At 44.8% G+C, this 12,599-nt stretch carries 13 protein-coding genes; 1 reads left to right on the top strand and 12 read right to left on the bottom strand.

Going from position 1 to position 12,599, the window contains the following annotated elements; all coding sequences use genetic code 11:
• Window positions 1-61: 61 nt before the first annotated feature.
• From MHI01_RS26220 to MHI01_RS26200, 5 genes are read right to left on the bottom strand one after another with little or no spacing between them, the layout of a single operon-like run.
• Window positions 62-961: an ROK family protein gene (locus tag MHI01_RS26220; protein WP_340984910.1), complete on the bottom strand. Its 900-nt coding sequence runs from the start codon at window positions 959-961 to the stop codon at window positions 62-64.
• Window positions 962-989: 28 nt separating this feature from the next.
• On the bottom strand, window positions 990-2,462 hold the full coding sequence (locus MHI01_RS26215) for a glycoside hydrolase family 32 protein (protein WP_340984449.1): 1,473 nt from the start codon (window positions 2,460-2,462) through the stop codon (window positions 990-992).
• Between the two features lie 25 nt (window positions 2,463-2,487).
• The gene (locus MHI01_RS26210) at window positions 2,488-4,095 is read right to left on the bottom strand and encodes an ABC transporter substrate-binding protein (RefSeq protein WP_340984448.1); all 1,608 of its coding nucleotides are present in this window, start codon (window positions 4,093-4,095) and stop codon (window positions 2,488-2,490) included.
• 55 nt (window positions 4,096-4,150) lie between these two features.
• Window positions 4,151-5,032 carry a carbohydrate ABC transporter permease gene (locus tag MHI01_RS26205; protein ID WP_036617174.1) on the bottom strand — a complete coding sequence of 294 codons (882 nt, stop codon included), beginning with the start codon at window positions 5,030-5,032 and terminating at the stop codon, window positions 4,151-4,153.
• 16 nt (window positions 5,033-5,048) lie between these two features.
• Window positions 5,049-5,909: an ABC transporter permease gene (locus MHI01_RS26200; RefSeq protein WP_223200008.1), complete on the bottom strand. Its 861-nt coding sequence runs from the start codon at window positions 5,907-5,909 to the stop codon at window positions 5,049-5,051.
• Between the two features lie 540 nt (window positions 5,910-6,449).
• Between MHI01_RS26200 and MHI01_RS26195 the strand changes: the two genes are divergently transcribed.
• Window positions 6,450-7,526: a LacI family DNA-binding transcriptional regulator gene (locus tag MHI01_RS26195; RefSeq protein WP_101314524.1), complete on the top strand. Its 1,077-nt coding sequence runs from the start codon at window positions 6,450-6,452 to the stop codon at window positions 7,524-7,526.
• Window positions 7,527-7,644: 118 nt separating this feature from the next.
• Here the strand turns inward: MHI01_RS26195 and MHI01_RS26190 are convergent, their stop codons facing one another.
• From MHI01_RS26190 to MHI01_RS26160, 7 genes are all read right to left on the bottom strand, one after another.
• Window positions 7,645-8,478: a purine-nucleoside phosphorylase gene (locus MHI01_RS26190; protein WP_340984446.1), complete on the bottom strand. Its 834-nt coding sequence runs from the start codon at window positions 8,476-8,478 to the stop codon at window positions 7,645-7,647.
• A gap of 165 nt (window positions 8,479-8,643) precedes the next feature.
• Window positions 8,644-8,814 (bottom strand): hypothetical protein, encoded by a 171-nt coding sequence (locus tag MHI01_RS26185; RefSeq protein ID WP_340984445.1) that lies wholly within the window; start codon window positions 8,812-8,814, stop codon window positions 8,644-8,646.
• A gap of 197 nt (window positions 8,815-9,011) precedes the next feature.
• Window positions 9,012-10,013, bottom strand: a complete 1,002-nt coding sequence (locus MHI01_RS26180; RefSeq protein ID WP_340984444.1) for an endo-1,4-beta-xylanase — start codon at window positions 10,011-10,013, stop codon at window positions 9,012-9,014.
• Window positions 10,014-10,252: 239 nt separating this feature from the next.
• Window positions 10,253-10,600 carry a hypothetical protein gene (locus tag MHI01_RS26175; protein WP_081746078.1) on the bottom strand — a complete coding sequence of 116 codons (348 nt, stop codon included), beginning with the start codon at window positions 10,598-10,600 and terminating at the stop codon, window positions 10,253-10,255.
• 135 nt (window positions 10,601-10,735) lie between these two features.
• Window positions 10,736-11,608, bottom strand: coding sequence for an aminoglycoside phosphotransferase family protein (locus tag MHI01_RS26170; protein ID WP_340984443.1), 873 nt, complete (start codon window positions 11,606-11,608; stop codon window positions 10,736-10,738).
• A gap of 33 nt (window positions 11,609-11,641) precedes the next feature.
• On the bottom strand, window positions 11,642-12,088 hold the full coding sequence (locus MHI01_RS26165; RefSeq protein WP_076329110.1) for a GNAT family N-acetyltransferase: 447 nt from the start codon (window positions 12,086-12,088) through the stop codon (window positions 11,642-11,644).
• A gap of 24 nt (window positions 12,089-12,112) precedes the next feature.
• On the bottom strand, window positions 12,113-12,592 hold the full coding sequence (locus MHI01_RS26160) for a DinB family protein (protein WP_340984442.1): 480 nt from the start codon (window positions 12,590-12,592) through the stop codon (window positions 12,113-12,115).
• Window positions 12,593-12,599 lie beyond the last annotated feature (7 nt).

The following is a 12,599-nucleotide window of genomic DNA, read 5'->3' as shown; positions in this document are numbered from 1 at the left end:
TGCTTATACCAATAAGCGAACCTGCAGCCATCCCTTCTGGGATGTAGATTATTATAGAAAACTATGAAACATGTGAAGCTTGTGCCGCATGTTGTAATGCTTCCAGACCCAGTGCTAACGCACCACATAGGCCTGCATGCTGGCCCAATCCGGGCTGCACAATATATTGGTCGATATGTTGCGTGATTGGGGCAGCATTTACATAACCATTGAGATTCCGCACTACCTGCTCCCGGATCATAGGAAACAGATGATCTTGCTGCATCACTCCACCGCCCAAGATGATCTTCTGCGGCGAATGAAGCAAGATGGCCGTAGTAATCGACTCCGCAATGTAAAAGGATTCGATCTCCCACGCCAGATGATCTGCCGGCAGTTCACTGCCAGGGATCTGCCAGCGAGCTTCAATGGCTGGTCCTGCAGCCATCCCCTCCAGACAATCGCCATGATACGGGCATAATCCGGCAAAGTGATCGTCTGGATGGCGTCTTGTCCGAATATGTCCACCCTCGGGATGTAACAATCCGTGTACTCGTTGGCCCCCTGCCACAAGTCCAACACCAACGCCTGTACCAATCGTGTAATATACACAGTTGTCCAGTCCTTCCGCCGCTCCCCACGTCACTTCACCGAGCGCGGCAGCATTCACATCCGTATCCCATCCAAAAGGAACCGAAAATTCATGCTTCAAGGTTCCAACCACATTACAGTTTCCCCACCCAGGCTTAGGTGTGGTCGTAATATAACCATAGGTGGGACTATCCGGTTGCAGATCAATCGGACCAAAGGAGCCGACCCCTATGGCTTCCACATCTTTATCCCTGAAATAGTCGATCACCTTGGCAAGAGTGGTCTCCGGATGTTCTGTTGGAAAGCTGATCCGATCTTCAATCTGTCCATGTTCATTCCCTACACCACATACAAACTTTGTTCCGCCCGCTTCTATGGCTCCAATGCGCATCATTCTGGGCTCCTTTCCTTCATTACAATTAACCTTTAGCCTTGGTTGATGATATCTCATAGATATGAAGTGAAGAGAAGACCAGATCTGTATTTTCCGCATGAGCAGAGATGCCTTGGCAATCCGCATCCGGATAGATCAGATCCGTAATAACCGCCTGACCATCATTTGCAAATACCTCCACAGATGAATGATCTACAAAGATACGCAAACTTTGATTTCCGTTCACTTCTTTTAACTCAGCTGTATGACGGCTCAGGAAAAGTTCATGAAAATTGCCGATGCCCGATCGACTACGATCAACGTACACTTCACTTCGGATCGAGTCTACACCAACGACCGTTTCGTGATCTGCGCCGCTTCTTAGTGCAAAATGGAACGTCTGATCCTGAGCCCACTCTGCATGGATCTCATAGTTCACGAGTTGCAATGCGTTCAACTGCTCACTCACTTGCTGAATCGAAGCATCCTGTAGGGACAATACTGGCGTACGGGCTTGCTCAAGTTCACGTGCAGGACGTTGAATCAATATAACTTCTCCCGCTCTTGTCTCCAGTGTCAACTCCCGGGCAATGGTCATTGCTCCACGGTAATCATTGGTTGGCGTCTGGTTGGCATACATCCAGTTGCTCATCCAGCCGATAATGAGGCGTCTTCCATCTTCCTCAGGAACGTCAGACCAACTAACTCCTGCGTAGTTATCCCGACCATAATCAATCCAGCGAATCGTCTGGGATGCCTCGTCTGGGACAAATGTAGTTCCATCAAAATCTCCGGTAAAATATTGTGTTCTTGAGCCTTCAATAAAAGCAGGATCTGCACCGATGCTAACGAGCATCACCCATTTCTCCTGCCCTGAATCTCCATCTACTGCAAGCGGGAACAGGTCGGGGCATTCCCACACGCCATCGTGTGAACCAATCCCGGCTCCAAATTCACTTCCTAGCGTCCAATCCTTCAGATTGGGAGAACGATACAGACATACCGTTTGACCACAAGCGATAATCATAACCCACTCCTTGGTCTGCTCATGCCAGAACACTTTGGGATCACGGAAATCAACAAAGGACTCATGCTTTAATACCGGATTACCCTCGTACTTAGTCCAGGTTCTGCCGTTGTCTTTGCTATACGCCAGACTCTGGGTTTGTATGGCATCTTGGTTTTTAACTTCAAGATGATGGGTGAAAATAGCAACCAATCCTGGCTCACCCTCAAAGAATCCGGTCGTATTATTCCAATCCACTACGGCACTTCCCGAGAATATAGTGCCATTCTCATCGGGGAGTAAAGCTATTGGTAGTTCCTCCCAGGAGATCAGGTCCCTGCTCACTGCATGGCCCCAATGCATGGGGCCCCATGTAGTTCCATGTGGGTGATGCTGATAGAACAAGTGATACTCCCCATTGAAAAACACCATGCCGTTTGGGTCGTTCATCCACTTCTCTTTTGGTGAAAAATGGTATTCATTTCTGTAATCTTGTTTAAGAATTGTCGACATTATGGTTTCTCCTCCGTACTTTTCTTTATTTGTTATTACGGTCATATCCCGCTTGTTTAATCTGTAGCCATTCTTGCAATCCAAGGCGATCCAGCTCTTTCAAATAAGCATCCCATTCCTGATCTATTTTCCCATTCTGATACCATTCTGTACGCAGACGTAACACGTAGGCGAAGAGATCGGTCTCAATCGTGGACAAGCGATCCAGTTCATCAATGGAGAAGAACACACTTGGATATACGTTCTCCGCTTTCATATGTGGAACCATAACCTTGTCGAGAAGTTCCATCCGCCAAGCCGCATCTTCCGGTTTGGTTGTGTATTTGTCATAATAACTGTCGAGTATGGCCAATGGTCCGGCGATACTGGTTTTTTGTCTGAGTTCAACTGGTGCAGAGCCCTCCAGCGGAAGATGTTTCAGCATCCCTTTGGCTTCATCGAATTCAAAAATATTTTGCTGACTCTCGTCTCCATAGGTACCCCAGTTGTTCTGCACAGATTGGAGCGGATCGTACAGTTGGTCTACCCACTTCGCTGTGGATTCCAGGTTTTTATTGCTGCTGGTAATGACCATGCGACCACGATCAAGCCCAATCCCGTTTGTTCTTGTGACATTGACCTCTCCGTTAGGCCCGGCAACCGGAGGCAGAACATCATACGTATCATTCATGCCTGTAATGTTAGCCTTATCCCATGTGAAGTACATGCCGTACTTATTATCCTTGCCTTTCGCAAGATACGTGTTCCAATCCTGCTGATACGATTCGACATCCACGAGGCCTTCTTTAACCAGCTCATGAATGTATTTAACCGCTTCCTTGTAGCCTTCATCAGCTGCCGTGAAGACCACTTTCCCTTCATTGGTTACCACGGTATGATCCCAGTTCTCTCCGAGTCCAAATGCCGCAAAGAGAAATGTCAGATCTTCTCCGCCCGGTTTGTTAATGAAAGATAACGGAATTTCGTCGGCCTTACCGTTGCCGTTTGGATCTTGAGTTTTGAACGCGATCAATACTTCTTTCAGCTCTTCGGTTGTCGTTGGCATCTTCAGTCCAAGCTTGTTCAACCATTCCACATTAATCCAGGGCAAGTTATCCACTGCCTGAATCCGTTGTTTGCCACTTCCGAGTTCTTCAATCCATGGGAATGAGTAAATATGTCCGTCTGGAGCCGTGATCATGCTCTTGTATTCGGGAGCTTCCTCCAGCACCTTTTTCAGATTGGGCATGTGTTGTTCGATCATGTCCTCAAGTGGAATGATCGCCCCGTCCTTCGCCAGTTTCAGGAGATCATAATCCCCGTAACCTGCATCAAAAATGGCATCCGGCAAATCACCGCTGGCAACCGCCAGGTTTCTTTTTTCTGCAAACACATCACTCGTATAGTTCTTCCAGTTGATATGCACATTGGTTTTCTCTTCGAGTCGCTTGTTAATCAGCTTGTCGTTTGGATCAGCGGGAGCCAGCGGAGAGCTCTGTGTTATAAAATTCAATGTCACCTTACCATCAGGGGATTGCGCCTCACTTGCCGCGCCGCCTCCACCTCCGCCACAGGCGGTTAAAAAGAGCATTGCAGATAACATGGAAATGGATGCCGTTGTAACGGCTTTTCTGGATTTGTTTACTTTTTTCATAATAATGACCTCCATGAGTTGGATTGGATCAACTTACTGTATCGCAGGCTGTTCACTATTTGAGGGAACCGACCATGACACCTTTTTCGAAATACTTCTGGAAGAACGGATACATGATGATGAGTGGCAGACTCGAAATGACAATCGCTGAGTATTTAATCATCTCGGAGAGCCGTTTCAGTTCTGCCATCGCGAGCTGATCACTGATCATGCCCGGTGCAGCCTGATTCTGAATCAAAATGGAACGCAGAACGAGCTGTAACGGATGCAGGTTCGGATTATCGAGATAGATCATTGCATCAAAATAGGAATTCCATTGCCCAACGAACGCATAAAGTGCGAGTACAAAAATGATCGGTTTCGACAACGGAATGACGATCTGGAAGAAAATCTTCATCTCAGAGGCGCCATCCACGTTAGCAGCTTCTTTCAGTTCTCGAGGGACTCCTTTGAAAAAGGTTCTGGAGAGAATGATGTTCCAGACGTTAACGGCTCCAGGGATGATGATCGCCCACACCGTATCCAGCATGCCGAGATTACGTATGAGTAGATAAGTAGGGATTAATCCCCCGCCGAAGAACATCGTAATGATAAAGATAATCATGAAAAATCCACGTCCCGCGAGCCTATCATCCGACAATGCATAACCTGCAAATATGGATACGGTCACGGTGATCAATGCAAAGGAAACCGAGTACAATACCGCATTTGCAAACCCCCGGATCATGGCTGGATTGGACAAAATCATCTGATATCCGTCCAGACTCCAGTCCGATACATTAAAGGACAGTCCACGATTCAGTAACACCGTGGGGTCCATGAATGAGGCGATAACAATATAAATCAGGGGAACAACCACAACCAGTACAGCACAGGTGAGAAAGATGGCATTGAGTGTGAGGATCAACCGATCCATTCCCGTGTGTTTAACAACCATGGATAATACTCCTTTCCTAATAGAGGCCTTCGCCTTCATTCAATTTCTTCACAATCAGGTTCACCGTCACCAGCAAAATCACATTGATAACCGAGTTGAACAATCCAACTGCCGCAGAATAAGCGTAATCTCCAGACTGTAGTCCCACCTTGTAGACATACGTGGCAATAATCTCGGAGGAAGGCAGGTTCATGGACGTCTGCATCAGATAGGCCTTCTCAAATCCAATGGACATAATCCCGCCAGCTGCAAGGATAAAGACGATGGCCATAATCGGACGAATCGTTGGAAGGTCAATGTGGCGAATACGCTGAAGGAGATTCGCTCCATCCAGATTAGCCGCATTGTGAAGCTCCGGATCAACATTGGCCAAAGCCGCGACGTATATGATGGAAGCCCAGCCCGCTCCGGTCCAGATATCGGACAAAATGTAGATCCAGCGGAAATATTCCGGTTCAGACATGAACATGATCGGCTGACCTGTAATCCATGTGGCTAATTGATTAATTGGCCCTGTCGGTGAGAGGAAGATGAACAGCATACCCACAACCACAACAACCGAGATGAAATTGGGTGCGTACAGAAACAATTGAATATTTTTCTTGATGCCAGCTTTGCGTACCTGATTCAGCATGAGTGCCAGTAAAATGGGCACCGGGAAACTGAATATCAATCCCAAAAAGCTGAGTTTAAGCGTATTCATTAAAATGATATCGAAATTGGGTGAAGCTATAAATTTCTCGAAATGCTTCAGTCCTACCCAATCACTACCCATGATGCCTTTGATCGGACTGAAATCCTTAAACGCAATGATGGCTCCGTACATCGGAATGTACTTGAAGATAAGAGTCAAAATTAAGGCTGGTGCAAGCAACATATATAAAAAGTAATTTTTTTTGAGCTGCTGTAACCTATGACCGCTTGTCGTCCTCACTTTCAGTACCCTTCCTTCGCCCTTTTTGCTGTCGGCTATGTTATCCAACACGATACCCCCGTTCATTCTAGAAGTTGACAATTGTTTTCAGTAAGGGCTTTCAATATTTACAATTGCCTATTTGATAATTTACAATTTATCAGGTTTCAACGGATTTAGTCAATACGTTTTGTAAAAAAATATTTGTGCATTTGATCATTTCATCTTTGCATTAATGTAACTAAAGAGGATTAAATTTGCATATATACAGCACTGAATCGTTAATACCCGCATAGATATTTCTATATCATGACTGTAATAGATTATCATTGTTACACTAATTAACAAAACTTCTGGAACAATTATGAAAATAGAATTCGACTATCTAAATGTAAATACAATTGTGCATTTGTAAAACAGAGATTGCTATTTGTCCCGTTCTATTATACATTTGACTTAGAGAAGAATATGGATGACTATTGAGGATTAGAGGTGAAGCATTAGATGGCAAAGGAAAAAGTCACGATACAAGACATCGCTGATGCTTTGGGGATCTCCAGGAATACGGCTTCCAAAGCATTAAATGATAGCGGAAACATCCCGGATGAAACCCGAAATCGTGTAATTAAAAAAGCAATTGAACTTAAATATAAACAGTTTGCCTATATGGACAATGAGCATGTTCTAACCAAGGCTCCGGGCAATATCGCCCTGTTAACTGAAAACCTGCCTAATACATCTCACTTTGGTTCGTTGTTAATCAGCGGTCTGGAGAAAAGAATCAGTGCGGAGGGATACAATCTCTCGATTCATATCGTGCGTGAAGACGATCAAGATACACTTACACTTCCCAACAATTTTGATATAGCCAAAGTGGACGGCATCATTTGCATTGAATTATTTGATCTGGAATATACACAGCTGATTACCGATCTGGGCATTCCCACCATCTTTATCGATTGCGCTTCCAACATATGTTATCCCGAATTCAAAGCAGATCTGCTACTCATGGAGAATGAACATAGCATCTATCAGTTAACCACAAAATTAATTGAGAGCGGCTACACAAGTATTGGATTCGTCGGAGATTACAATCACTGCAAGAGCTTTAATGAACGATGGGTTGGATATCAGCGTGCTATGCTGGAGGCGGGGTTGCAGGTGGACCTGTCCCATTGCATCGTAGATAATGATCGCCTGTGTTTCTCCAAGCCAGGATGGTTGAACCAGCGAGTGGCAGAGCTGGCCTCCCTACCTTCCGCTTACGTATGCGCTAATGACTTTATAGCAGTTGATCTGATTAGAGCGTTAAAAGACAGAAATGTCGCTGTGCCACAGGATATTGCGATATGCGGATTCGATAATGCACCCCAATCTCGAATTATTGAGCCAGCATTAACGACGGTTCATATTTATAGCAATGAGATGGGCATTAAAACTGCGGAGATGCTGTTATCCCGGATTAATAGCCCAACACAGCCGTATCAGGTCTCCCACATTGTGACCAAACCCATCATCAGGGAGTCCACACCAGCAATCATGGCCGATCATTCTCAGATGGTTCATAGTTCTGCAAAATAAAAAAACGTATGTCTCACGAGTAACAACTCGTGAAACATGCGTTTTTTTGTGGTTTCGATTGGGTTGGATGAAAACTCTATCCTATCCATCGTGGCCTAGATAAAAAATCATCTCACGATTAGATCTCTTTCAAAATGCCTTTTACAAGTCCGATAAAGGTTGTTTTCACTTGCGCAGCCACTTCAATAACTTCATCATGACTTAACGGCTGATCCAGAATACCACATGCCATGTTGGTCAGACAGGAAATGCCTAGTACCTGCATACCGCCATGAATGGCAACAATGGCTTCAGGTACTGTGGACATACCCACTGCATCCGCACCCATCGTACGAATCATGCGAATCTCCGCTGGTGTCTCGTATGCCGGGCCACTCCACCATGCATAGACTCCTTGCTGCAGGCCAACATTCTGCTCTTCTGCAACCTTAAGAGCAATGCTGCGCAGTTCGCGATTGTATACCTGTGATACGTCTGGGAAACGAACACCCAGTTCAGCATTATTCGGTCCCATCAACGGGTTATTGCCTACCAGGTTAATATGATCTGTAATGAGCATCAGTTGACCCGGCTCAAAGCTGGTGTTGATGGCTCCGCAGGCATTGGTGATAAGCAATTGCTCGACACCCAGCGCCTTCATGATCCGAACGGGGAAAGTCACTTCGTCCAATGTAAAACCTTCATAATAATGAAGGCGGCCTTTCATCGCTACAACCGTTTTGCCCATCAGTTCACCAATAACCAATTCATTGGCATGACCGATAGCCTCCGATTGGGCGAAATACGGAATATCTGTATACGGAATATCTGTATACGGAATAACGGTCGCATTTTCAATCTCGTCCGCGAGCGCTCCCAGTCCAGAACCCAGAATCATGCCTACGGCAGGTTTGGTATGGATTCGGTTTAATATGTAATCTCTTGCTTCCTGAATATGTGCGGATTGATGCATAATGATATCCTCCTGATGATCTGAATTGAGTTAACGAAAACTGAGTTAATGAGGTGCTACTCATCAAGTGTAATGAACAATGGTCATGATGTAAATGGAAGCTGTTCTATATACAATAAAAAAACGACCCTATGCTCCAGAATCGTTTAAAAACATGGACATACCCTAATCCAATGTATATTTGTTTCTACTTTTCATGTAATCGATTGTCATGATCAGTAACAGCATCAATGTAGCAAACATCAGCGGTTTGGCAAAAGTACCTTCTTCAAAAAAATAATAACTAAATATAAAATTTCCGGCAAAAGTAATTAAATAGTTTCGGATGTAATCCATCTTCTCATCTCTTTTCAGGAAAGAATTTGGTTCGCCATTTCTTCAACCCTATCACAAAATTCCATTTAGTACCATATTTTATCATCCACACAAATCAACGCCTCAATCACGAACGAGATAACCGCACTGTACAATCTATATTAAGTACAGCAAAAAATCGGCCACATCGTGACCGATTCTCTCCACTTCCCTGATGTTCAGGACATAGGGTTAATGATACGCCAAAATGATTCCTTAGGCTGCAACTGCTGATCAAAAACAAAGGGCCAATTTTTGCGTCCGCGTACTGGGAAATGGTCTAACCAGGTATAATTGTCCGCTACTCCCCAGAACGTCACAGAGGTAATGGATGATTTATACTCACGGAACAAATTGAAGATTTCCTCATATCGACGCTCCTGTAGCTCAGCCATCTCTGAAGTTGGCGCGGTGAGGTCCGTTCGACGATCCTCATGACGAAACACGGACATATCCAGCTCCGTAACATGCAACTGCACATCCAGTGAAGCATAACGCTCAATAGCCATTCGGATCTCCTCAATTGAAGGACCATGAATATTCCAATGCCCCTGCAACCCAATCCCGTGTACAGGCGCTCCCTTGTCCAGCAAAGACCGAACCAGATTGTAGATCTTCTCCCGCTTGACCGGATCCGTCTCATTGTAGTCATTATAGAAAAGAAGCGCATTTGGATCAGCTTCATGAGCCATACTGAACGCTTGCAGCAAATAATCTTCCCCCACCAGCTCTAACCACTTCGTGTCCCGCATGAACAGGTCGGTCTTATCTTCAACAGCTTCATTGACGACATCCCACGCATATATTTGCCCCTTATACCGACCTACTACCGTATCAATATGTTGCTTCAAGCGAGATAATAACAGCTCTCTGGAAGCGGGAGCACCTGAGGTATCCTCAAAGACCCATTTCGATGTTTGATTATGCCAGACCAAAGTATGTCCGCGAACCCCAATCCCTTGGGCAACAGCAAAATCAACAATTTTATCCGCCGCCTCAAATGAATAACGATCCTCTTCCGGGTGAATTTCTTCAAATTTCATCTGATTTTCAGCCGTGATACTATTGAAGTGTTTGGCGATGAAATCCGCTTCGGACTGCAACATTCTGGTATGTACAGCAGCACCTATTTTGAACGTATTAGCGTACGCAGCATGTAATGATGGAATTTCAGTTTGCATTTACAATTCCTCCCTGCCAGTTTTTATCCATCATATCGTTTGTTGAATACGCTTACAATGAACAAATTATACTTCTTCCCCCTCATATTTAACTATTTATGATCCTCGGCCCTGTTTGCACAACAAAAACACCTCCACGTATGTCCGACTGCTCATCTAAACAGAACATTTCTCGGAAGGTGTTTTGTGATCGGGCTGTTCAATTAAATTCAACTCATATACAAAGAGGATATGAAGCCTTACAGCTTGTCCACCTGTAACAAGGTCACCTGTTTCACTGTGCATGCCGGGTTAATTTGTTCCTCGGACAGAATGTTCAGCTTGATGAGGCTTTTCAGCTTATGGCTGTCTACCTTGGATAACAATCGCCAGATGTCCGGGTCTGGAAGAGAAGCATACAGCTTCTGATCATCGTATTCCTTCCGGTTCTGAAGCACTGTTTTCACGGTGTAACCACCAACCTGCGTCTCATACACCCCTTGTTCTGCACAATACGCGACAATCTCATCTCGTAGTACAGACAACTGCTGCTCAATATCTTTTTGCTGCTGTTTCAGTTCGAAGTAAGTTTGCACTTTCTGCTCCATATCGATCACGCTCCTCTACTATCATAGGTATGCGAGGATCGCTAGTTTAGGACTGGCTGTTTATTTTATTTAAAAAAAGTGGTCTTTCTATTACTTAGTCGTATACTGTCGTCATTGTATATCCTCGTATTACGATTACAGCAGATGTTCATTCAAATACGGATTATGGACAGCCATGCTGTGAACCTTTTCCATTACATCTGGCCCCATGGGGACATCCCCAACGCGCTTTAACAGAATCCAGCGAAGACAAGCTACAGCTTCAAAAACCTGCTCCTCTTCCAGCGTGTACGTATAACTTGCAGAACGTGCAAATTGAGCGTGATACATCTCGCCATAACTTTCCCCATTATAGATCGTGATCAGAAAAACAGACCATGCCATATCGTACCTTGGATCACCATATTGCCCATTAGTCCAATCGATGATGGTGTAATGGTCGTCCATCTCAAGAATGTTTCCCAGATTATAATCGCCATGAATCAAGCGATCCTGTCTGATCTGGACCTGCTGGATCAAGTTTGCCAGAAGATCATTTATATCGTCATGTAACTCAATTTGAGGAAAAAAGTATTGAACAAAATCGTACCTGAATATGTATTCTTCATCTTCTCCAGTACCCACTTCATTCACCGGATAACGATGGACCTCCATTAATCGCTCAGCCAAATGTGTCATTTTGGTTGGTGTTAATTGGGTAATCGGCTTTCCATCATAGCTCGTTAACAGCACTTGATTCCCTTGCTCGTCTAATCCCCAACCGTAGGGTTTGGAAACACGAATTCCACTTTGATAAAGCTTGGACAATAATCGATATTGTTTGGCGATATCCGGTTTGGAATCCTTGTCCCAGACTTTCAATACGTACCACTGATCTTCCATTTCAATTCTCATCACACTCGCTTCCAGTCCGGGTGGCAAGGGAATGATCTGATACTCCTGTTTAATCACCTGCTGAATACGTTCATCCAGTTCTACCCAATTCACTTGGCTAAGTTGAATCGTCATCGTTCTCCTCCTTCCATGATACACAAGATTAGATTATAATCGTTTATCAAATACCTTCTGCCATTTCTTCTCTTCATATCCGATAGCTATATAAAACCGATGTGCAGATTCCCTTTTTCCGTTACAACGCACCCGAATGTTATCAAAGCCGTTAACCCGAGCCCATTCCTCGCATTCGCTCATGATTATCTTACCAATCCCCATCCCTTGATGAATCCCATCCACAACTAGTCCACCAATCTCGGCAAAAGATGGACTCTCAATGGAATGTCTTCCCTGTACATGGCCCCAGCCTACGACCCTCGAATCAATCTCAGCCACACATACATAATGGTCTGGTAAGGAAGAGAGAAGAGTTAGTCTCTCCTTGATTTCTTCAGTTGTGCTGACATAACCCAGTTGATGGGATAATTGACTCATCACTTCGCCATCCTGAATCGTAGCTCTCCTGCAATGAATCATCACTTCTCCTCCGTTCATTCATGTCATGCCGCTCTCTCCCTGTTAATCAGGTATAATCAGGCCTTTGCCAATGACATTGGCGGATACTGGCTGTTTGCCCAATTCTCTGGCCCATACCGACAGCTGTCCCATATGGTGAATCTCATGGGCGATCACATGTCGCATAACTTCTCCCCATGAATATGTACTCGTCTTGCCAGCTGAGCGATAATCAATAAAAGCTCTTTGTTCCATACTCGAATCCCATGCTGTAACCAATGCCTCCACATCAGGACGTAACTTGCGATCGAGTCGCCTTACCGCCTCAAGATTCTGGTAGTTTGCAAAATCTTCTGCATCATCCGGTTTGCCCTGAAGCAACTGAAGCCAGCTCCACTCTACATCAATGATATGAAATAATGTTTGTAATATGTTGCCTACTCCGCCCGTGCGAGGCCGAAGCAATTCTTCAAGCGGTACATCTTCACACCACACATACCATTGCTCACGCACCATCCAGTTATAACGAAAGAATGTTTCCATTGGTATA

The sequence above is a fragment of the Paenibacillus sp. FSL M7-0656 genome (genome assembly GCF_038003225.1).
Taxonomy (GTDB): domain Bacteria; phylum Bacillota; class Bacilli; order Paenibacillales; family Paenibacillaceae; genus Paenibacillus; species Paenibacillus amylolyticus.
The sequence above is the reverse complement of the archived record's forward strand: the minus strand, read 5'-3'. Positions and strand labels throughout refer to the sequence as shown.

Coding starts and splice junctions, on each gene's coding strand:
- MHI01_RS26220 (WP_340984910.1), bottom strand. CDS start 961: ATGCGCATTGGAGCCATAGAAGCGGGCGGAACAAAGTTTGTATGTGGT.
- MHI01_RS26215 (WP_340984449.1), bottom strand. CDS start 2,462: ATGTCGACAATTCTTAAACAAGATTACAGAAATGAATACCATTTTTCA.
- MHI01_RS26210 (WP_340984448.1), bottom strand. CDS start 4,095: ATGAAAAAAGTAAACAAATCCAGAAAAGCCGTTACAACGGCATCCATT.
- MHI01_RS26205 (WP_036617174.1), bottom strand. CDS start 5,032: ATGGTTGTTAAACACACGGGAATGGATCGGTTGATCCTCACACTCAAT.
- MHI01_RS26200 (WP_223200008.1), bottom strand. CDS start 5,909: ATGTTGCTTGCACCAGCCTTAATTTTGACTCTTATCTTCAAGTACATT.
- MHI01_RS26195 (WP_101314524.1), top strand. CDS start 6,450: ATGGCAAAGGAAAAAGTCACGATACAAGACATCGCTGATGCTTTGGGG.
- MHI01_RS26190 (WP_340984446.1), bottom strand. CDS start 8,478: ATGCATCAATCCGCACATATTCAGGAAGCAAGAGATTACATATTAAAC.
- MHI01_RS26185 (WP_340984445.1), bottom strand. CDS start 8,814: ATGGATTACATCCGAAACTATTTAATTACTTTTGCCGGAAATTTTATA.
- MHI01_RS26180 (WP_340984444.1), bottom strand. CDS start 10,013: ATGCAAACTGAAATTCCATCATTACATGCTGCGTACGCTAATACGTTC.
- MHI01_RS26175 (WP_081746078.1), bottom strand. CDS start 10,600: ATGGAGCAGAAAGTGCAAACTTACTTCGAACTGAAACAGCAGCAAAAA.
- MHI01_RS26170 (WP_340984443.1), bottom strand. CDS start 11,608: ATGACGATTCAACTTAGCCAAGTGAATTGGGTAGAACTGGATGAACGT.
- MHI01_RS26165 (WP_076329110.1), bottom strand. CDS start 12,088: ATGAACGGAGGAGAAGTGATGATTCATTGCAGGAGAGCTACGATTCAG.
- MHI01_RS26160 (WP_340984442.1), bottom strand. CDS start 12,592: ATGGAAACATTCTTTCGTTATAACTGGATGGTGCGTGAGCAATGGTAT.